The 21,035-nt window shown below is 40.3% G+C and carries 18 protein-coding genes; 11 read left to right on the forward strand and 7 right to left on the reverse strand.

Annotation, left to right across the window (positions count from 1 at the left end):
- Positions 1-114: 114 nt before the first annotated feature.
- The 5 genes from aceF to ampD form a co-directional block, all read right to left on the reverse strand.
- The gene (aceF, locus tag AAEZ18_RS08930; protein WP_192532805.1) at positions 115-2,079 is read right to left on the reverse strand and encodes a pyruvate dehydrogenase complex dihydrolipoyllysine-residue acetyltransferase; all 1,965 of its coding nucleotides are present in this window, start codon (positions 2,077-2,079) and stop codon (positions 115-117) included.
- 10 nt (positions 2,080-2,089) lie between these two features.
- Positions 2,090-4,756: a pyruvate dehydrogenase (acetyl-transferring), homodimeric type gene (aceE, locus tag AAEZ18_RS08935; RefSeq protein WP_011327102.1), complete on the reverse strand. Its 2,667-nt coding sequence runs from the start codon at positions 4,754-4,756 to the stop codon at positions 2,090-2,092.
- An 83-nt stretch (positions 4,757-4,839) separates the two neighbouring features.
- Positions 4,840-5,589, reverse strand: a complete 750-nt coding sequence (gene pdhR / locus AAEZ18_RS08940; RefSeq protein ID WP_011327101.1) for a pyruvate dehydrogenase complex transcriptional repressor PdhR — start codon at positions 5,587-5,589, stop codon at positions 4,840-4,842.
- A 706-nt stretch (positions 5,590-6,295) separates the two neighbouring features.
- Positions 6,296-7,147: a beta-lactamase regulator AmpE gene (gene ampE / locus AAEZ18_RS08945; protein WP_197182925.1), complete on the reverse strand. Its 852-nt coding sequence runs from the start codon at positions 7,145-7,147 to the stop codon at positions 6,296-6,298.
- A gap of 13 nt (positions 7,148-7,160) precedes the next feature.
- Positions 7,161-7,715: a 1,6-anhydro-N-acetylmuramyl-L-alanine amidase AmpD gene (gene ampD / locus AAEZ18_RS08950; protein ID WP_192532782.1), complete on the reverse strand. Its 555-nt coding sequence runs from the start codon at positions 7,713-7,715 to the stop codon at positions 7,161-7,163.
- 304 nt (positions 7,716-8,019) lie between these two features.
- Here ampD and nadC point away from each other — a divergent pair, with 304 nt between their 5' ends.
- The 8 genes from nadC to yacG all read left to right on the forward strand — a co-directional run bounded on the left by nadC (position 8,020) and on the right by yacG (position 16,183).
- Positions 8,020-8,865, forward strand: coding sequence for a carboxylating nicotinate-nucleotide diphosphorylase (gene nadC, locus AAEZ18_RS08955; RefSeq protein ID WP_350594525.1), 846 nt, complete (start codon positions 8,020-8,022; stop codon positions 8,863-8,865).
- A gap of 536 nt (positions 8,866-9,401) precedes the next feature.
- Entirely contained in the window at positions 9,402-9,839 is a 438-nt protein-coding gene (locus AAEZ18_RS08960) for a pilin (protein WP_350594526.1), read from the forward strand.
- Complete coding sequence (locus AAEZ18_RS08965; protein WP_352255304.1) at positions 9,829-11,178, forward strand: O-antigen ligase family protein; 1,350 nt, start codon at positions 9,829-9,831, stop codon at positions 11,176-11,178. Before AAEZ18_RS08960 ends, AAEZ18_RS08965 begins: the two co-directional genes overlap by 11 nt.
- Positions 11,178-12,407, forward strand: coding sequence for a type II secretion system F family protein (locus tag AAEZ18_RS08970; RefSeq protein ID WP_350594531.1), 1,230 nt, complete (start codon positions 11,178-11,180; stop codon positions 12,405-12,407). Before AAEZ18_RS08965 ends, AAEZ18_RS08970 begins: the two co-directional genes overlap by 1 nt.
- 37 nt (positions 12,408-12,444) lie before the next feature.
- Entirely contained in the window at positions 12,445-13,341 is an 897-nt protein-coding gene (locus AAEZ18_RS08975) for a prepilin peptidase (protein ID WP_350594533.1), read from the forward strand.
- A 1-nt stretch (position 13,342) separates the two neighbouring features.
- Entirely contained in the window at positions 13,343-13,975 is a 633-nt protein-coding gene (gene coaE, locus AAEZ18_RS08980; protein WP_350594536.1) for a dephospho-CoA kinase, read from the forward strand.
- Between the two features lie 120 nt (positions 13,976-14,095).
- The gene (pilB, locus tag AAEZ18_RS08985; protein ID WP_350594538.1) at positions 14,096-15,769 is read left to right on the forward strand and encodes a type IV-A pilus assembly ATPase PilB; all 1,674 of its coding nucleotides are present in this window, start codon (positions 14,096-14,098) and stop codon (positions 15,767-15,769) included.
- A 183-nt stretch (positions 15,770-15,952) separates the two neighbouring features.
- On the forward strand, positions 15,953-16,183 hold the full coding sequence (gene yacG / locus AAEZ18_RS08990; RefSeq protein WP_011327088.1) for a DNA gyrase inhibitor YacG: 231 nt from the start codon (positions 15,953-15,955) through the stop codon (positions 16,181-16,183).
- A 236-nt stretch (positions 16,184-16,419) separates the two neighbouring features.
- Here yacG and AAEZ18_RS08995 read toward each other — a convergent pair whose 3' ends face one another.
- Entirely contained in the window at positions 16,420-16,905 is a 486-nt protein-coding gene (locus AAEZ18_RS08995) for a Spy/CpxP family protein refolding chaperone (protein ID WP_086996570.1), read from the reverse strand.
- A gap of 164 nt (positions 16,906-17,069) precedes the next feature.
- On the opposite strand from AAEZ18_RS08995, the gene AAEZ18_RS09000 reads away from it, so the two are divergent.
- The 3 genes from AAEZ18_RS09000 to AAEZ18_RS09010 are packed head-to-tail and all read left to right on the forward strand — an operon-like array spanning position 17,070 to position 20,088.
- Positions 17,070-17,759: a response regulator gene (locus AAEZ18_RS09000; RefSeq protein ID WP_350594540.1), complete on the forward strand. Its 690-nt coding sequence runs from the start codon at positions 17,070-17,072 to the stop codon at positions 17,757-17,759.
- The gene (locus AAEZ18_RS09005) at positions 17,737-19,152 is read left to right on the forward strand and encodes an ATP-binding protein (protein WP_350594542.1); all 1,416 of its coding nucleotides are present in this window, start codon (positions 17,737-17,739) and stop codon (positions 19,150-19,152) included. Before AAEZ18_RS09000 ends, AAEZ18_RS09005 begins: the two co-directional genes overlap by 23 nt.
- A 3-nt stretch (positions 19,153-19,155) precedes the next feature.
- Positions 19,156-20,088 (forward strand): alpha/beta fold hydrolase, encoded by a 933-nt coding sequence (locus AAEZ18_RS09010; protein ID WP_350594544.1) that lies wholly within the window; start codon positions 19,156-19,158, stop codon positions 20,086-20,088.
- Positions 20,089-20,480: 392 nt separating this feature from the next.
- On the opposite strand, the gene tnpA is transcribed toward AAEZ18_RS09010, so the two are convergent.
- Complete coding sequence (gene tnpA, locus AAEZ18_RS09015) at positions 20,481-20,894, reverse strand: IS200/IS605 family transposase (protein WP_262976927.1); 414 nt, start codon at positions 20,892-20,894, stop codon at positions 20,481-20,483.
- Between the last annotated feature and the right edge of the window lie 141 nt (positions 20,895-21,035).

The following is a 21,035-nucleotide window of genomic DNA, read 5'->3' on the forward strand; positions in this document are numbered from 1 at the left end:
AACTGCCATGCTTCTGCGAGGCAGAAATTCTGTGCAAAGATTGTATCATTGCAAATGGTAAAAATCCCAGCAAAAAACAACTGACTGGGATTTGATTTCATACATTTTTAGCAATTACATCACTAATTGACGAATATCGCTCATGTAGCTTGCCAGCGTAACAGTAAAGCGTGCTGCTAGCGCACCGTCAATCACTCTATGGTCGTACGACATTGACAATGGCACCATAAGTTTTGGTTCAAACTCTTTACCATTCCATTTTGGCTTCATTTCAGATTTAGACACACCTAAAATAGCCACTTCTGGCGCGTTAACAATCGGCGTAAATGCCGTACCGCCAATACCGCCTAAGCTTGAAATAGTAAAACAGCCACCTTGCATATCTGCCGAGGTAAGCTTACCGTCGCGTGCTTTAGCTGATACTTCCATTAGCTCGCGCGATAGTTCAATAATGCCTTTTTTATCAACATCTTTAAACACAGGTACTACTAAACCATTTGGCGTATCAACCGCTACACCAATATTAATGTACTTTTTAAGAATTAAGCTTTCGCCGTCGTTAGACAGTGACGAGTTAATAGTTGGAAATTCGGCCAACGCTTTTGCTGCGGCTTTCATTACAAATACTAATGGCGTAATTTTAACACCTAGCTTTTTCTTCTCGTTAAGGGCATTTTGCTCTTTACGGAATTCTTCAAGGCTGGTTATATCGGCTTCGTCGAACTGAGTAACATGTGGGATTTGCACCCAGTTACGGTGTAAGTTTTTACCCGATAGCTTTTGAATACGCGATAGTTTTTTCTCTTCAATTTCGCCAAACTTAGCAAAATCAACTTTAGGCCATGGAATAAGCCCAAGCTCACTGCCGCCTGCGTTGCCTTTACCTGCCGACAATTGACCAGATTCAACTTGCTTAACTAAGTTTTTAACATAGTTTTGCACGTCTTCTTTTACTACGCGGTTTTTACGACCAGAGCCTTTTACGTTAGCTAGGTTTATACCAAACTCACGTGCTAAGCGGCGTACCACAGGCGATGCATGTGCATACGCGCTGTTATCAGCAAAGCTTTCGTTGCTAGCTGCTGGAGCAGATTGCGTCGCTGTTTCGGCTTTTGGCGCTGGCTTTTCGCTTTTAGCAGCAGGTGCTGACTTTTCGGCTTCAGGCTTAGCGGCTGCAGCAGGTGCGCCACCAGCAACTTCAAAAACAAAAATTAACGAGCCGGTCGATACTTTATCGCCCGTAGCTACTTTAATTTCTTTAACTGTGCCTGCAAACGGTGCCGGAAGCTCCATTGCCGCTTTGTCGCCTTCAACGTTTAGTAGCGATTGATCTTCAGTAACGCTGTCGCCAACGGCTACTAAAATTTCGGTCACTTCAACTTCGTCGCCACCAATATCAGGCACGTTAACTTCTTTTGTGCTTGATGCTGAGCTTTGCTCGGCTGCCGGTGCTGCTTTAGTTTCGGCTGGTGTTGACTCAGCAGCTGGTGCTGCAGACTCACTATCCGCTACTTCAAATACAAATACCAATGAACCGGTTTTTACTGTATCGCCAGTCGCTACTTTAATTTCTTTAACTGTGCCAGCAAACGGCGCAGGCACTTCCATTGATGCTTTGTCGCCTTCAACGCTTAAAATAGACTGATCTTCGCTAACGCTGTCGCCAACGGCTACTAAAATTTCAGTTACTTCAACTTCGTCATCGCCAATATCTGGCAAGGTTACGTCTTGTGCTGCAGAGCTAGAAGCCGCTGGTGCTGGTTTAGCGTCAGTTGCAGGCGCTTTTTGCTCTGCTGCACTGTCGCTTTTGTCTGCACTTGCGCTTTTATCTGCACTTTCGCCTTCACTCTCGCCTTCAAAGATAAACACTAAAGAGCCAGTAGCTACGTTGTCGCCAACGCTTACTTTAATCTCTTTTACTGTGCCAGCTGTATCGGCCGGCACTTCCATTGATGCTTTGTCGCCTTCAACGGTTAGTAATGCTTGGTCAACTTCAACAACGTCGCCAACGGCTACTAAGATTTCGGTTACTTCTACTTCATCACCACCGATATCGGGTACTTTAATTTCAATACTCATTGCAAACCTCTTATGCGTACAGTGGGTTAAGTTTGTTGGTGTCGATATTAAACTTTTTAAGTGCTTCAATAACTACCGACTTTTCAACTTCACCACGTTTAGCAAGTTCAGATAACGTAGCAACTACAACGTAGTCTGCGTTAACTTCAAAGTGACGACGAAGGTTTTCGCGGCTATCAGAGCGGCCGTAACCATCGGTGCCTAACACTTTATAGTTATTGCTAGGAATAAACGAACGCGCTTGCTCTGCGTAGTTTTTCATGTAATCGGTTGCTGCAACCGTTACTGAATCGTTTAATACGCTAGTGATATACGCTGTTTTTTGCTCGCCTTCAGGGTTAAGCATGTTAAAACGCTCAACATCTTGGCCATCGCGCGTTAGCTCGTTGAAAGACGTTACCGAGAATACGTCAGACGCAACACCGTAGTCTTCGCTCAATACTTTAGCTGCTTTACGTACTTCAGTCATAATAGTACCCGAGCTTAATAGCTGTACGTTGGCTTTTTTGCCTGCGTAGCTCTCTAGCTTGTAAATACCTTTACGAATACCTTCTTCAGCGCCTTCTGGCATAGCTGGCTGATGGTAGTTTTCGTTCATTAACGTTAAGTAGTAGTAAATGTTTTCTTGATCGTCACCATACATACGACGAATACCATCTTGAATGATAACCGCTACTTCGTATGCATACGTTGGATCGTAAGAAATACAGTTAGGTACTGTGCTGGCAAGAATATGGCTGTGGCCATCTTCGTGTTGTAAGCCTTCGCCGTTAAGCGTAGTACGACCAGCTGTTGCACCCAATAAGAAACCACGTGCTTGCTGATCGCCTGCCATCCATGCCATGTCGCCAACGCGTTGGAAACCAAACATAGAGTAGTAAATGTAAAATGGGATCATTGGTAAATCGTTGGTGCTGTACGATGTTGCTGCAGCAACCCATGACGACATTGCACCTAACTCGTTAATACCTTCTTGCAGTACTTGACCCGATGTAGCTTCTTTATAGTAAGAAACAATATCGCGATCTTGAGGTGTGTAGTTTTGGCCATGTGGGTTATAAATACCAATTTGACGGAACAAGCCTTCCATACCAAAGGTACGTGCTTCGTCGGCAATAATAGGTACTATGTTTTTACCAATGCCTTTGTCTTTTAATAAAATATTAAGTGCACGAACAAAACCCATAGTGGTAGAAATATCACGTTTTTGTTCTTCAAGTAGCGGGTTAAACGCTTCTACTTCTGGCACTGTTAACTTTTCGCTAAAGCGTGCAATACGCTTAGGTGTATAACCTTTAAGCTCTTCACGACGAGCGTGTAAGTAAGTGTGCTCAGGAGTGCCTTCTTCAAGCGTTAAATAAGGCAGTTCGGTTAGTTGCTCTTCAGATATTAAATCGTCAAGGCCTAGGCGTGAGCGTAGGTGTGCAACATGCGACATGTCCATTTTTTTAACTTGGTGCGCAATGTTTTTACCTTCAGCCGCTTCACCCATGCCGTAACCTTTAACGGTTTTAGCAAGAATAACAGTAGGACGACCTTTGGTTTCTTCTGCTTTTTTAAATGCAGCAAATAATTTAGATGGCTCATGACCACCACGCTTAAGCGCAAAAATTTCGTCATCTGTCATATCAGCAACAAGTGCAGCTGTTTCAGGGTAACGACCAAAGAAATGTTCACGTACATACGCGCCATTTTTTGCTTTATACGTTTGGTAATCGCCGTCAACCGTTTCGTTCATTAGTTGTAATAACTTACCGGTTTTATCTTTAGCCAGTAATATATCCCAACCGCTGCCCCACACTAGCTTAATTACGTTCCAGCCAGCGCCTTTAAATAGGCCCTCTAGCTCTTGAATAATTTTACCGTTACCCATAACTGGGCCATCTAGGCGCTGTAAGTTACAGTTAACTAAGTAACATAGGTTGTCTAGCTTTTCGCGTGCAGCAAATGAAATAGCGCCACGTGATTCTGGCTCATCCATTTCGCCATCACCTAAAAACGCATATACACGTTGGTTTTTAGTGTCTTTTAAGCCGCGGCCGTCTAGGTATTTTAAAAAGCGTGCTTGGTAAATAGACGAAATAGGACCAAGGCCCATAGAAACCGTAGGAAACTGCCAAAATTCAGGCATTAATTTAGGATGCGGGTACGACGGTAAACCTTCGCCACCTACTTCTTGACGGAAGTTATCTAGCTGCGATGCCGATAAACGCCCTTCTACAAATGCGCGTGCATAAATACCTGGAGAAATATGCCCCTGGTAATAAACTAAGTCGCCGCCATCTACATCGTTTGGTGCTTTAAAAAAGTGGTTAAAACACACTTCATAAAATGCCGCAGACGATTGGTAAGACGCCATATGGCCGCCTAAATCGAGATCTTTTTTCGATGCACGCAATACAATCATAATCGCGTTCCAACGAATTATTGAACGAATACGGCGTTCAATATTTACATCTCCCGGGTAAGCAGGTTCTTGCTCTACCGGAATTGTATTGACGTAGTTAGTGGTAATACCCGTTGGCATATCTACGCCATCTAAACGGGCTTGCTCTAACACTTGCTCAAGTAAAAACTGAGCTCGTTCAACACCTTCTTCGCGCACAACCGATTCAAGAGCTTGTAACCACTCTTGTGTTTCTAGCGCGTCTACGTCAATTTTATTGACTTCAGACATATGGAGGTTTCCTTATGTTTAAAATACGAATGTTGTGTATTTAACACATCCCACTTACTAATTTTGAGTAAGGATGTATTTGCTTAATTTTGTTTGGTGCGTCTTAAACTGCGTTCAATTCGCGAATGTTCTTTACCCGCTTCCAGTAATGCTTCTTCTATATATGCTAAATGCGCATTACTAGCTAAGCGTGCTTCTTCGGGCTTACCTTCAATAACAGCATCCATTAGCAAACCACGGTGGTGGCCTAATTGGTTACTGATATCTGATTTTGTTAATAACACGGTTAAATTTTGTAATACATTTTGCTCAAGCAATGCCTGCATGCCTCTCACTAAATGTAGTAAAACAATGTTATGTGACGCCTCTGCAATACAAAAATGAAAAGCATTTATTGCTTTCGCTTTTTGTTGTAAATCGTCTTGTACCAAAGCAATTTGATCAAAGCTTTGTTTTACTTTAATAAAATCGTTATTGGTGCCACGCAGTGCAGCGTAATACGCAGCAATCCCTTCTAATGCATGGCGAAATTCAAGTAAATCAAACTGCGACTCTGGATGTTTACTGATCAAATCAAACAGCGGATCAGTAAGCCCTTCTTCTAGCTGATTTTTTACATACGTACCGCCGCCTTGGCGCCTAGTTACTAAACCTTTCGCTTCAAGCTTTTGAATCGCTTCGCGCAGTGATGGCCGCGATACTTCAAATTGCTTAGCTAACTCACGCTCCGGTGGCAGTTTTTCGCCTGGTGCCAACGATCCCTCAAGAATCATGTTCTCAAGTTGTTGTAAAATCACATCCGATAATTTTGCAGCTTTAATCTTTAAAGACATCAGTCAACGTCCGCGTTGTATAAATACCAAAAGCCCTTAAAACCAGGCTTTGAACTGAACAATTTAACCAAAAGGTAAATTGGTCATACCAAATTTTGATATACGGTAACAAAAAGCCTAATTGCTGTCAATTTACAGTAGCTTTAAGGACACTTAGCCAGCGTAACGCATTCAGCGCAAAGTTTAAAGAATACACAAAATAGTATAAATAAAGAAAGGTAAATGAGACGAAAATAAATTGGTCAGACCAGGGAGGGTAAAAGTGATAGCGGAGAGTTTAGGTGTTAGCAGTCAAAAATAAGTAAACACCCCATAGCCCGCAGTGTAACTTTAATTACAGCCCATTTATTCATAAGGAGGTTAAGAGCGCTGCGCTTTAGAGCAGTGAAAAGTAATAGCTTAAAATGATAACTTTTTAATGTTTTCTCATTTACTCTCATTGCCTTCTCTTTGTGAAATAGTATCTTTGTTTGAAAAGAGAAGTGTAAAACCGCACTTACACAATCCAAACACCGTGCTTAGTTTTATCTTTTGTCTGGAATTTGTAAGTGCCAAGCTTGCTGGCGCGATATTTTTAACAAAAACTATAATTACTTAAAACATTCGCACTACGTGCGCGCGGTGGCAAGCCCCTCGCCTACGTATAACCTCAAACACCGAGCTTGGCTTTATCTCTTCCTAAAACCTGACGCCTAAAGCCTGCCCTTTAATCCAGCCCACCAAACAGGGTTAATAATGCAATCAGTACTAAATAAAACAATACATTACGTTTTACCAATTTAATCATACAAGTGGCTTCGTACGCGCAGTCGTAGTAGCGTTTTTCTACTTGCTCTGCGGCTAAGGCGGTGTAAGTAACCACTTTGCGGTTAGGGCTTGAAAAATCAAGCGCGTAGCGTAACCAGCAACTAGTGCCTTTATTAAAGTTACCTATTACTAAATAACCAAAGCTGGTAATACGCGCTGGTAACCAGTCAAGCCAAAATAATAATCTGTGTAGCATTTTAGAATGCTTTGCTATTATTTCGTCTTCATCTTGCGTTACTAAATCGGCGAATGTGCGTACGAGTGCATATAAAACCGCACCGGCTACGCCTAATATTACAAACCAAAAAATCACCGCGCAGTAAAATCTAAAGTTAACCCATGCCAGGGTTTGCCCAACAGTTTCGCCGTCTTGTTCTTCTTCGGTGCGATTTTGCCCTATTTGCAGTGCATATAAGGTCGCTGCGGTTTTATCATCTCGGGTTAAAGCGTTTAAGTACGACTTATATAAAGCACGCTGTTTAGCACAACCAAAGCAGACTAATAATATTGTTACATTAAAAATAAGTTGCCACAGCACAAAGTCAGACAGCAAATATAAACAACCAATAGCCAGTACAGGTAAAAGTAGCCACACTAAAAAGCCAACGCCCGAGCCAAATACGCCTTTATTAGTGAGCAGGTTTGCCGAGCGATTTACATAACCGTCTGCGTAGTAGCTAATTTGCCAATGGGCTGAACGAGCACCTAAGCGCTCAAGTATTAATGCAATTATTATCGAAACCAAAATCATTGTTGTTACTCACTTAGCCTGATTGTTTAAGCATAGTTAAAAATAAATGCCAGTTAAAGCTACTACCGGGGTCTGTTTTTCGCCCTGGTGCTATATCGCAATGCCCTACAATTCGCTCTGTTGTTATATTTGGATAGCGTTGCATTATGGCTTTACTTAGTGTTTTTAAACTAGTGTATTGCGCTAAAGTATAAGCGGTGGTGTCGGTTCCCTCAAGCTCAATGCCAATGCTAAAGTTATTGCAGTTAGTTTGCCCATTAAATTCAGACGCCCCAGCATGCCATGCTCGCTTAGTAAATGGCACGTACTGCACTAACTCACCGCTGCGTTTAATAAAGCAATGTGCCGACACCCGCACACCGTGTAAATCGCTAAAGCTGCTATGCGCTTCACAATTAAGCGTACCCATAAATAAATCATCAACATAGGGCGTGCCAAACTGCCCCGCCGGCAAGGATATATTGTGAATTACCAATAAAGAAACATCAGTATCACTCGGGCGCTCATCAAAATGCGTACAACCACGCTGCACAGCACTATTGACCACCCCATTTAAATCTATGTTCATAATTTAAATCAAAAGATCGACATAACATCGATGCTAAAGGATTTAATTTAAAAATGATAGACGCAGCAATAAAAGCTTACCAAACACCGAGCTTGATTGATCTTGAACTTGTAGGCGCGAGTTTACCTCGCGCAGTTTTTTAATTTTAACTAGCGCGGCATAAAGCCCGCCTACGTGTAACCTAAACACTGAGCTTGCTTTGCTCTCTACCAAAAACCTGATACCAGCCTTTACCACAAAGCTGGTTATTGCAATTCAAACATAGTAAAATTTGCTTAATTTATTTACTGTTACGAGCTTTTTTATGCCTATTCCACACACTTTAGTTAGTCAACTAGTTACTCTTGCACTTGGTGAAGATTTAAATTACCAAAGTGCTGAAAATGGCGACATTACCGCGCAACTTATTCCTGAAAACGAGCAAGCGAACGCTAAAGTAATTACCCGCGAAGACTGCATATTTTGTGGTAAAGACCTAATTATTGAAGTATTTAAGCAAGTAGATCCAAGCGTTGTAGTAAATGTACTAGTAAACGATGGCGATGCAGTTAAAGCTAACAGTACTTTATTTACAGCAACTGGCTCGGCTCGCGCTATTTTAACTGCCGAGCGTACAGCACTTAACTTTGTACAAACACTTTCGGGTACTGCTACTACCACAGCTCATTATGTAAAAGAACTTGCGGGTACAAAAACCCAGCTACTCGATACCCGTAAAACCATACCTGGTTTACGCATTTTACAAAAGTACGCCGTTAAATGTGGCGGCGGTGCAAACCACCGTATTGGTTTATACGACGCGTTTTTAATAAAAGAAAATCACATAGCAGCGTGTGGCGGTATAAACAAAGCCGTGGCGCAAGCTAAACAAAACCAACCAAACAAACCAATAGAAGTAGAAGTTGAATCACTTGTTGATCTAAAACAAGCGCTAGATGCGGGTGCCGATATTATAATGCTCGACAACTTTAACGTAGAGCAAATTAAGCAAGCTGTAGTAGTTACTAACAAACGTGCAAAACTTGAGGTTTCGGGCAATATGACCCTACAAACGCTTAAAACTTACTCACAAGCTGGGGTAGACTTTATATCGAGCGGGGCGTTAACAAAAAACTTACAATCAATCGATTTATCAATGCGATTTGATTAATAATTAAACTAAATAACAAATATTATGTTTCCCTAATGCGTTGACAAACTGATTAAAAAAGCATTAAATACGCCGAAAGGCTTACACTGTAACAAATTGTTAATTTTAGTGCTTCATATAATACGAAATAGTGCTAATGTAAGCCTCTAGGATGAATGAATTAACTTTCAACCAATTCTAAAGAACTACTTTCAGGTATTGTTTTACACCGCACGGCTACTTTGATGAAAGCTGTGAGTTAAATAAACAACATTAATACCAAGTAGTGGGTGAAGAAAGTTTTTAAAATTCGATGAAATGCAGTTAAAGCCGCTTTCAATCAGCTGTTTTAGTGCTAAAGTAGATCTAACAGAGTAATTTTAATAGTTGCTAAAACCTATCCAGCATTAGTTAGCTAGGCACTGGGTCAGGTATTAGTAATTTAACGATTTTAAAAAAAACGTAAGATAAAGCAGTTACAATAGCTAACGTGATTACACACTTTACTAACATAATTTATTTAGCTTACAAAAAACACTATCCTTTAGGAGAGGAACATGGAAAAAATGACACAACAAAGTCAAAAGGGTTTTACCCTAATTGAATTAATGATTGTAGTAGCAATCATCGGTATTTTGGCAGCAGTCGCGTTGCCTGCGTATCAAGATTATACAAAGCGCGCTCATGTAAGTGAAGGAATCACTTTAGGCGCATCAGCTAAAGCAGCAGTAACTGAATACTACGTATCAGAAGCAGGCTGGCCTGCCGACAATGCCGCCGCTGGTCTACCAACTGGAACAACAATCACTGGCAATGCAGTTAAAAGCGTTGTTGTTGATGCCGGTGTGATAACTGTTACATATACAGCTAAAGTTGAAGACGGAAAAACAGTAGTATTTACTCCTAGCGTTGCAGGAACGGGTTCAATCAAATGGACATGTTCAGCTGGTACTGTTGACGACAAATACTTACCATCAAATTGTCGTGGCACTTAATCGATTTAAAGAAAGGGGCTCTGCCCCTTTCTATGTCTGTGACACTAACTATTTTTTACCTACATTTTTTTTATTTTTTATTTTTTTATTAAATATATTAACTTCCCAACTCTATGATTCAAAACGCTTTATGCAAGTGGTTTTATTAACTACTACTTGTTTTACAATAAGATTCATTCCAAAAATTAGCAAAAAAAATTCTATTTTATTATATATTTTAGTTTCATCAGGAATATTATCGGTCTTTTATAGTGAGCACCTATTTACATCACTACACTATTTTTTACATTCTATTTTACTTATCAACCTAATCTTTTTAGGTATAAACTTAAGTAAAAATTTACCTATTATTTTTTTATCCATCGCCTCATTCAACATAGTAATTATTTGTTGTTCACTTTTAAACTATAGCTTTTATATTTTCGATAAAAACATACCGACAGCAGATGATATTATATTTGGTTTTAATAACATTCGCTTTTTTAACCAAATACAAGTTATTAGCATACCTATTTTCATCTATTATTTAAATGATATTAAATTAAAGCGAATAGCGACTATATTTTTAATTTTTAATCTAACACTGCTCCTCATCACAGGTGCTAGAGGAGCAATAATAGCAACTTTAGCAACAATATTTATTGGGTATATTTTAAAAATATATAACGTTACCACACTAAAAAAAATAACTTTTCTCATTATCTTAGCTGTAACACTCTTTATTTTTAACTCTTTATATTTTTCTTTCAACACATCATTTACATACGTATTAAGGACAACAAGCTCTGGCAGAGTTCAGATTTGGCATGACTTAATAACAAACTTACAATTGAAAAATCTACTTATTGGGAATGGTCCTGGGAGTTATTATAATGAGCACTTCCGTGTAAGCCACCCACATAATAGTATTTTGCAAGTTATATATGACTGGGGTGCAGTAGCAACAGCCTTATTCTTATATTTATTATATAAATTGATAAACTCCTCCATAAAAAGATTAAATAAAAAAGGTGGAGGTTACTACCAAAGCTGCTTTCTATGTGTTGTAGGAGCGTTATCATATTCACTTTTTAGTGGGATAGTAGTGATGCCAATCCCTCAAACATTTTTATTTCTATTTATTGGCGTGTTAATTTATTACAACAATTCAGGTGAGATAATATTAAAAAGAAAAAAAATTAAATATCACATAGCACTCATACCAGTGTTAATCTTATATTTAGTATTAACATTTATCAGTTATGACTGTAAAAATGATCGCTTCTTAGGACCTAACTTCTGGTCCCACGGGCAAATATCTCATGCAAACTGTAAACTTACTTACTTCGAGGATCAGTAATGGCAAAACAACCAGACAAAAAAGGATTTGATACCTTTGAGTGGGTAGGCGTAAGTGCTCGTGGTAAACGCCTTGAAGGCGAGATGTCAGGCGCAAGTATTGCTTTAGTCAAAGCCCAATTACGTAAACAAGGTATCACCCCCTCAAAAGTTAAACGTAAAGCAAAGCCCCTTTTTGGTATCGCAAGCAAACAAAAAATAACCCCAAAAGATATTGCTTTGGTGACTCGGCAAATTGCTACAATGCTGATGGCGGGCGTACCGCTAATTCAGTCAATTGAAATGATAGGTTCCGGCTCATCCAATAAAAGCGTTAGTAAATTAATGGAAACCATTGCTGATGAAGTAAAAGCTGGGCAACCGCTATCGCAAGCACTAAGACGCCACCCGCGTTATTTTGATGATTTATATTGCGATTTAGTGGCATCGGGAGAGCAGTCTGGCGCTTTAGATAAAATATTCGACCGGGTTGCGATTTATAAAGAAAAGTCTGAAGCGCTTAAATCAAAAATTAAAAAAGCGATGTTTTACCCTATTGCGGTATTAGTTATCGCACTTATTGTTACCTCCATATTACTAATATTTGTTGTACCGCAATTTCAGGATATTTTTGCTGGGTTTGGTGCTGAACTGCCTGCTTTTACCTTGTTCGTAATTGGTATATCGGAATTTATGCAAGAGTACTGGTGGATAATACTTATAATAATGTTTGCATTTGGCTGGGCGTTTAAAGAAGCGCACCTTAAAAGTTTAAAACTGCGCGACGCTACCGACAGAGCCATTTTAAAACTACCAATCATTGGCGTTATTTTGAATAAGGCTGCTGTTGCCCGTTACGCTCGTACGCTTTCGACTACTTTTGCGGCTGGTGTACCGCTAGTTGATGCGCTGGACTCTGCTGCAGGTGCCTCAGGTAATGCGGTTTATCGTTATGCCATTTTAGATATTAAAGCCGAAGTTAGCTCGGGTAATCAAATGAACTGGGCAATGCGTAACTCTAAAATATTCCCTGATATGGTAATACAAATGGTGGCTATTGGTGAAGAGTCAGGCTCGCTCGATGGCATGCTAGGTAAGGTAGCGACTATTTATGAGCAAGAAGTTGATGATGCAGTAGATGGACTATCAAGCCTATTAGAGCCGATGATTATGGCAGTACTAGGCGTGCTAGTAGGTGGTTTAATTGTTGCCATGTACTTACCTATATTCCAACTAGGCTCTGTTATTTAGTTTTTTTAAACTCATTATTTAATTATTTGGTCGTTATATGCAAAGTATTATAGAAGTAATGCAAAGCCAATTATGGTTTTATTTAACCACTATTGGCTTGGTGAGTTTATGTGTTGGCAGTTTTTTAAATGTAGTTATTTACCGATTACCTTTAATGATGCAACGCGAATGGCAAGGCGAATGCCGCTTGCTGTTAGAAAGTGAACTTAAAAGTAATAAAGCAGATGAAAGCGAGTCTTTAAACTCAACTTTTAATTTAGTAAAACCCAACTCTACCTGCCCTAAATGTAAAACTGCAATTAAAGCGTGGCAAAATATACCCGTTGTTAGCTGGTTATTTTTAAAAGGTAAATGCGCCAGTTGTAGTAACCCTATATCGGCTCGCTACCCTATTGTAGAGGCAATAACTGCACTATTAAGCTTAGTAGTTGCGTATAAGCTAGGCGCTACCGAGCAAGCTTTACTTTATATAGCAATTACTTGGGCTTTAGTGGCACTTACCTTTATTGATATTGACCATATGCTACTGCCTGACCAAATTACCCTGCCATTAGTATGGCTGGCGCTTATTGCTGCAGTACTGGGCTATACCGTTACCCCAACTGATGCCATTATTGGTGCTGCTTGCGGCTATTTGAGTTTGTGGAGCGTATTTTGGCTATTTAAATTACTTACCGGTAAAGAAGGCATGGGCTATGGCGATTTTAAATTACTTGCCGTGTTTGGTGCTTTGCTTGGCTGGCAATCACTATTAACCATTATTTTGCTCTCGAGCGTAGTGGGCGCCATTATTGGTATTGCGCTATTAACTATTCAGGGTAAAGACAAAGCCACCCCCATTCCGTTTGGCCCCTACCTTGCTATTGCAGGCTGGATCACCATGTTATGGGGCGAGCAATTGCAAACTAGCTACTTTAATTTAATTGGTTACTAATATGAGCGAACAAACTGTTAAAGTAACAAACATAAATAATTGGGTGCTGGGTTTAACTGGCGGTATAGGCTGTGGTAAAACGGCTGTAAGCAATATGCTTGAAGCGCTGGATATTTGCGTTGTTGATGCCGACATTATTGCGCGCCAAGTAGTTGAGCCAGGCAGCGAAGGGCTAAAGGCAATTGTTACACACTTTGGTGCTGATATACTCTTAGCCGACGGCAGTTTAAACCGCAGTGCTTTACGCGAGCTAGTTTTTAGCAATACTGAGTATAAAAACTGGTTAAATGCCCTGTTACACCCACTTATTCGCCAGCAAATTATTACCGATTTAAATAATGCCACCAGCCCTTATGTGATACTGGTTGCCCCGCTACTTTTTGAAAACGGCCTCGATAAATACTGTAACCGCACTTTACTTATAGACGTGCCAAAAAATGTGCAAATAGAGCGCACGGTTAAACGTGATAACATAAGCTTAGAGCAAGTAAATAGTATTATTGCCGCGCAAATGTCGCGTGAACAAAAACAACAACAAGCAGATGATATTTTAGATAACGATCGTAGCTTAGCTTTGGTTAAGCACGACTTAATAGCTTTACATAAAGGCTATTTAAAACTGGCGTTAAAATAGCCATAAATTATAAAAACAGTTATTTTAGTTGCTAAAATTAGCCTAGATTGTGATGGGCAATGTAATCCCTGCTTTTTTCTGATAAATTGCTAACTATTGAAGGATTTATACAGGTGCGCAATGAATATTAACTCACCGTTATTAAGAAAATTTATTACCCTTGGCCGTGTTGATGCCGGTATAGTAAAAACTAAACAGCAAGAGTTTGCCTCTACTGCTGAGCTTATTGCTAAATGTGGAAAAATTGACAGTAAAGATTTAGCGGCGCAATGCATTGATTTATTTAGGGTGCCTTTTTTTGATTTAAAAGACTTTAATACTGCACTTATTTCTCCTGAGTTAGTAAAAGAAAAACTGATCCGTAAACATCATATTTTGCCTTTAGTACAAAAAGGCAGAAAAGTGTATATTGCCGCCTCTGATCCTACCGATTACGGCGCATTTGAAAACTTTGAATTTAGTACCGGCTTGTCTTGCGAAGTGGTAGTGGTTGACTACATTCAACTCGATAAAAAAATAGAACAATTGCTTGATGCCTCTGGCAGCTTAAATTTAAGTGATGACGAGTTTAAAGAATTTGCCGAACTAGACGCCGATATACAAAAAGACACCTCTAAAGATGATGATAAAGACGATGCACCAATCATTGTTTACATTAATAAAATATTAATGGATGCGATTAAAAAAGGTGCGTCTGATTTACACTTTGAACCCTACGAGCACAAATACCGTATTCGCTTTAGAATTGACGGCATTTTACACGAAGTAGCCAGCCCACCAAACACTTTAGCAACTAAGCTGTCGGCGCGTATTAAAGTAATGTCGCGCCTTGATATTGCCGAAAAGCGTAAACCACAAGATGGCCGCATAAAGCTAAAAATAACCGAACGTAAAAGTGTCGACTTTCGGGTAAGCACCATGCCCACCTTGTGGGGCGAAAAAATTGTAATGCGTATTCTTGATTCATCTAGCGCCATGCTTGGCATTGATGTATTAGGTTACGAACCCGAGCAAAAAAAGCTGTATATGGATGCGCTTGAGCAACCACAAGGGATGATATTAGTAACTGGGCCTACTGGCTCGGGTAAAACGGTATCGCTTTACACCGGCTTAAATATATTAAACCAGCCTGAGCGTAATATTAGTACCGCCGAAGATCCGGTAGAAATTAACCTCGAAGGGGTTAACCAAGTACAAATTAATATTAAAGCCGATATGACCTTTGCCAACGCATTGCGCGCATTTTTACGCCAAGATCCCGATGTAGTAATGGTAGGTGAAATACGTGACTTAGAAACCGCCGAAATATCTATTAAAGCGGCGCAAACAGGTCACTTAGTGCTTTCGACTCTGCATACTAACTCAGCGCCCGAAACCATTACCCGCTTATTAAACATGGGCGTACCTGCATATAACGTAGCAAGTTCAATTAGCTTAATTATAGCTCAGCGGCTAGCGCGCCGCTTATGCCCTCAATGTAAAACGCCTGAAAATTTACCTAGTGAAGAACTGCTACGCCAAGGTTTTAGCCAGCAGCAAATTAGTGAAATGACCTTGTATGCTCCTAAAGGTTGCGAAAACTGTACCGATGGCTATAAAGGACGTGTAGGTATTTACGAAGTAATGAAAATTACCCCAGAAATAGCACAAATTATAATGCGCGGTGGTAACTCACTAGAAATAGCTGAAGTGTCGCTTAAAGCCGGATTTAATAACCTGCGTTTATCGGGCATTCGTAAAGCCGCCGACGGCATGACCTCGTTAGCTGAGATTAACCGGGTAACGAGTTTTTAATATCAGGTATCAGGTATCAGGTATCAGGTATCAGGTATCAGGTATCAGGTATCAGGTATCAGGTATCAGGTATCAGAAAAATGATACGACCCTCTAAAAGCCAATACAATACTAAAAGCATTTAAACTGACTTAGAGTTTGGCTATTAGACAGCACTATTTAAAACAAGATTGAGAGATTACTATGCCAACTATTGTTAACTGCCCAACCTGTAAAAGTAAGGTTGAATGGTCAGAGCAAAGCCCACACCGCCCGTTTTGTTCAAAACGTTGTCAGCTTATTGATTTAGGCGAATGGTCGTTTGAAAATAATAGAATTTCAGCCCCTATTACTTCAGCTGAAGATTTTAGCCAAGACATGATTGAAGACATAGAAGCCATGATGGCAAAAAATGAAGATGACTTTTTTAAGTAGTAAGTAGGTTTTGCCTAGAGTTTGTAGGCGAGAGTTTACCTCGCGCAATCGTTTTTAAATTTTAACCAGCGCGGCATAAAGCCCCGCCTACGGGTAATTTAAACACCGTGCTTGGATTTGTCTCTATCTAAAACCTGACACCTTGTTTTACTTAAACAACATACAAAGCAAAACACCGAGCTCAAATTGAACTCGGTGTTTTATTTTATCTAGTCAAAAACTTATCCAACTAAAAGCTATTTTGAATGTTTTTTCTTACCCATACGCTTTTGCATTTTTGCAAACTTTTCTTGCTGCTCTGCATTTAAAACTTGCCATACTTGGTGTTGAGTTTTTAATTTAATTAAACCCATTTCTTCACCTTTTTCGTGGCGTTGAGCTAGTAGCTCTTTTGCTGCATTTTCGTCAAACGTTGCAGCTGATAACAAGCTTTCCATTTTAGCTTTGTGAGCGGTACGCTGTGCTTTGCGCGCTTCTTTGTCGGTGCCTTTAAGTGCTTGCATTTGCGTTTTTTGTGCTGCAAATATAGCTTCTAATTTAGTTTGCTGCTCTTGTGTTAAATCGAGTTTATCAGCGCCGCGCTCCGATAGTAAAAAGTGCGCTTGTGAGTGGCGACCTTGCTTATGCATATCGCCTTTGGCCATAACACTGGTTGCACCGAAAGTAGCGGTTGCTAAGCCACAAATAAGTACTAGTTTTGAAAGTGTATTTACTTTAGTCATAATCATTACCTTTACTATTGGATTGGTTGTTTTAATCTGTTGAGCTAACTATACCCGCTGCAATGCAAAGTAACGCAAAGCAGTGTAAAGGTTATGTAAAGATTCACTTTTGTACTATTAAGCAGGTAAAATCAGCACATACGGCACAACCCAAGGGTTTGAAAATGAAACTATTAATGATTGATGACGACACAGGTTTGTGTGAGCTATTAAGCGAGTATTTAACTGCGCAAGGGTTTAGCGTGCAAAGCGTACACGACGGTGAGCAAGGCCTAAAGCTAGCGCAAGCGAACGACTACGCACTAATACTACTTGATGTAATGCTGCCTACCCTTGATGGTTTTGAAGTACTTAAACAACTTAGGCAAACCAAGCTTACGCCGGTAATTATGCTTACCGCCAAAGGCGAAGATTTTGATCGTATTTTTGGCCTTGAACTTGGCGCAGACGATTACATACCTAAACCTTTTAATCATCGTGAATTACTTGCTCGAGTTAAAGCAATTACGCGCCGAATTGAACATATAACCACCATGAATGCCACTAGCAATAATAAATTAGTGGTTAACGGGGTTACTATTAATTTGGCTGCTCGTGAAGCCTTAATTAAACAAACAACCTTAACCCTTACTGGCACCGAATACGAAATACTCGCATTACTTGCCAAACATGCTGGCGAGGTGGTTAGTAAAGAGCAAATAAGTGAAGATGTACTTGGCAGGCGCTTAGCCTCGTTTGATCGCTCTATTGATATGCACGTTAGCAACATTCGTAAAAAAATAGCTGAGCACTTACCTAACGAGCTAATTAAAACCATTAGAGGGACGGGCTATGTCTTTATTCAAGGCGAATAAAGCGCCCTACTTTGCGTGGCTAAAGCAACCGCATCACTACTTGTTTTTTAAAGTATTTATTTGGTTCTGGCTTACCATTATAGGCACCATAGCTGCGCTTGTTTTTTTAAGCCATATTACGCTAATTAATGTTCTCAGTAATGAGCCATTAAAAGGGCCGATGAAAAAAAACCTCGCTCATACCGCTAAAAGTATTGAGCGCGCAGTTACCAAGCATCAGCGTACCTTGAGCGATATTGTTACTCACCCTAGGCTATCAAAACGTAAGTTATTGTATTTAAGTGCCGCGCAAAGCGATGACTTTATAACCAGTAAAGAAGTGCCGAGCAATATTGATTTAAGCTTGCTTAATTTTAGTAAAAATATGCTGCCGCAGGTAATATTTACCGAGCATTTTCAGGCCTTTGGCCCTATCAGTATAAATGTACCTGAGGGCCATTTTTATTTATACGAAATAGACATAAACCACCAGCCGCCGCTATTCGTGCGCTTAATGTTAATGCCTAAATGGATAAAAATATCGATTGCGATTATTGCCTCACTTATTTTGAGTTTTTTATTTAGCCGTAACTTAATTGCCCCTATTAATAGCTTAAAAAAAGCGGCTATTAAACTCTCTGCCGGCGATTTAACAGCCCGGGCTGCTATATCCGCTAATCGTAAAGATGAGCTGGGAATATTAGGGCGCGACTTTAACCGTATGGCCGACCAATTAGCGCAATTAATTAGCGCACAAAAGCGCCTACTGGCCGATATATCACACGAGCTACGTTCGCCACTTACTCGCTTAAAAATGGCGACCGGCCTTGCGCAAATGCAAGCTAACGAAGCCAGCCAATCATATTTACTACGCATAGAAAAGGAAGCCAACCAGCTTGATAAAATGATTGCCGATGTATTGCAAGTGTCGCGTTTGGAGGCAAATAGCCAAGCGTTATCGCTACACAAACAGTCACTGCAAGATATTGTTGATCATGTACTTAACGATGCCACTTTTGAAGCAAAACAGCATAACAAGCAACTGCAGGTAAGTGGCTCGGCGGCGGTAACGCTAAATTGCGATGAAGCGCTAATTGCCAGCGCACTGGAAAACTTACTGCGCAACGCGATTAAATATGCACAGCACACTATTAGCCTTACCCTAAAGCACGGTGATGCCATTTATATTGAAATATGTGATGATGGCCCAGGTGTACCAAACAACCAGCTTAGTAAGTTATGTGAGCCGTTTTTTAGGCAGTCAGATGCGCGTGACCGAGTGAGTGGTGGCACGGGTTTAGGTTTAGCAATTGCTAAAAATGCCATTATTGCTCATGGCGGCAGCTTGGTTTTATCAAATAAACCACAAGGTGGCCTGTGCGCCATGGTTACTTTACCAATAATAAAAGAGTAGTGAATGTTTTACAGTAGCGAAAACGAGCTTGTTAATAATCAACCCAGTATTAATGATTTTTATAACAACACCCTAGTTAAAGCCTATTTAAATACTCCTGCCGGGCAGTTATTTTATGCCTATGCAAAACCTGAGCAGGCGCATACCGCGATTGTAATTAGCTCAGGGCGCATAGAAGGGCTTGATAAATACAAAGAGCTATTGTGGGAGCTGTACACTAATAATTTTGCCGTGTTTATTGTTGATCATCAAGGGCAAGGTCGCTCTTACCGACACTTAGCTAATAAGCATAAAGGCTATGTAAAATGTTTTACTGATTATCGCCACGATCTGCATTTATTTAATCAACAAATTGTTGATAATCACTGGCAAGGCAAAAAAATACTGCTTGGCCACTCAATGGGCGGTGCAATTGCCTTTGACTATTTAGCCCACTTTGAAAATAGTTTTAGTGGATTGTTTTTATCGGCACCCATGTTTGACATTCACACTAAAAACACCCCAAAACCGTTGGCAAAACTAATTGCTAACGCAGCTGTGCTTTTCGGTTTTTCACAAAGTTATGCCCTTGGGCAAAACGATTACAGCCCAGATGAGTTTGCCTTAAATACATTAACTAGCAGCCAAGTGCGTTATAAATTTTTTAGGCAAACCTATCAAGACCCACTGCTGCAGCTTGGTGGCGTAACCTATGGCTGGCTACAAGCCGCATTTACCTTTATTGCATCGGTTGATAAGTTAAGTATTAATATTCCACTGTTTATAGCCAGCGCAGAGCGCGACGAAGTAGTAGATAACACCGCGCAACATAAACTGGCAAACCGACATAACCAAGCAGTAATAAAAAGCTTTGCCGGCGCTAAACACGAACTATTATTTGAACGTGATGAAATACGCCAGCCACTGCTAACAAGTTTGTACCAGTTTTGCGAATAGATGTGGAAGAGCAGGTTTGAGGTATTAGGTTGTAGGTTTCAGATTTCAGGTTTTGGTAGGAATTAGCCAAGCTCGGTGTTTGGGTTAAACCGTAGGCGGGGCTTTATGCCGCGCTTGTTAAGTTTTAAACCTTGCGCGAGGTAAACTCACGCCTACGGTAAAGGTTTAGATTTTAGGTATTAGGCGTCAGGTTTTAGGTAGAAAAAAACCAAGCTCGGTGTTTGGGTTAAACCGTAGGTGGGGCTTTATGCCGCGCTTGTTAAATTTTTAAAACCCTGCGCGAGGTAAACTAACGTCTACCCAATAGCGCCAAGTGCTCCATCTAAATCTAATGAGCCAAAGCGAGTTAATTTAGGTGGTGGTGAAAGGCGCACCACCACGAAGTGGTGGCTTTAATCAAATCCTTCCTGCTGAGCTAAATATTGCTTCACGATTTCAAGTGGCGCACCTCCGCAACTAACCAGACAATAACTTCTGCTGTAAAAAACTGGCTTCCAGTAAAACTCACCCAAGTGTTCGGAAAACTCCTTTCGCACAAGTCTTGATGTAGCAGTTTTTAAACTGTTCACCATTTTACTTGGTTGCATCTTGGGATTAGCAGAAATTAAAAGGTGAAGGTGATCTGGCTCACCATTGCACTCCAAAAGCTCACAATCCCAAGATTTTAACAACCTTTTGTACTGAGATTCTAAGTACGCGGCAACCTCTGGCGTGATACAGCGATGACGATATTTAGTTACAAGAACTAAATAATAGTGAATATTATAAACGCTGTGATACAGCGTATTTAGGGCTTGTTTTTTCATAATAACTAAATATAATTAGTTGTTATGAAAAAAGCAATCCGTAAAGTTACATATAAAATGAAATCATCAGTTTCTCAAGAAGAATCGCTGATGGATTTGTTTGTCCACCATCACCAGTTGTACAACTGGGCTTTACGTGAT

This window comes from Pseudoalteromonas sp. 19-MNA-CIBAN-0066 (assembly GCF_040308705.1).
Lineage (GTDB): Bacteria > Pseudomonadota > Gammaproteobacteria > Enterobacterales > Alteromonadaceae > Pseudoalteromonas > Pseudoalteromonas nigrifaciens.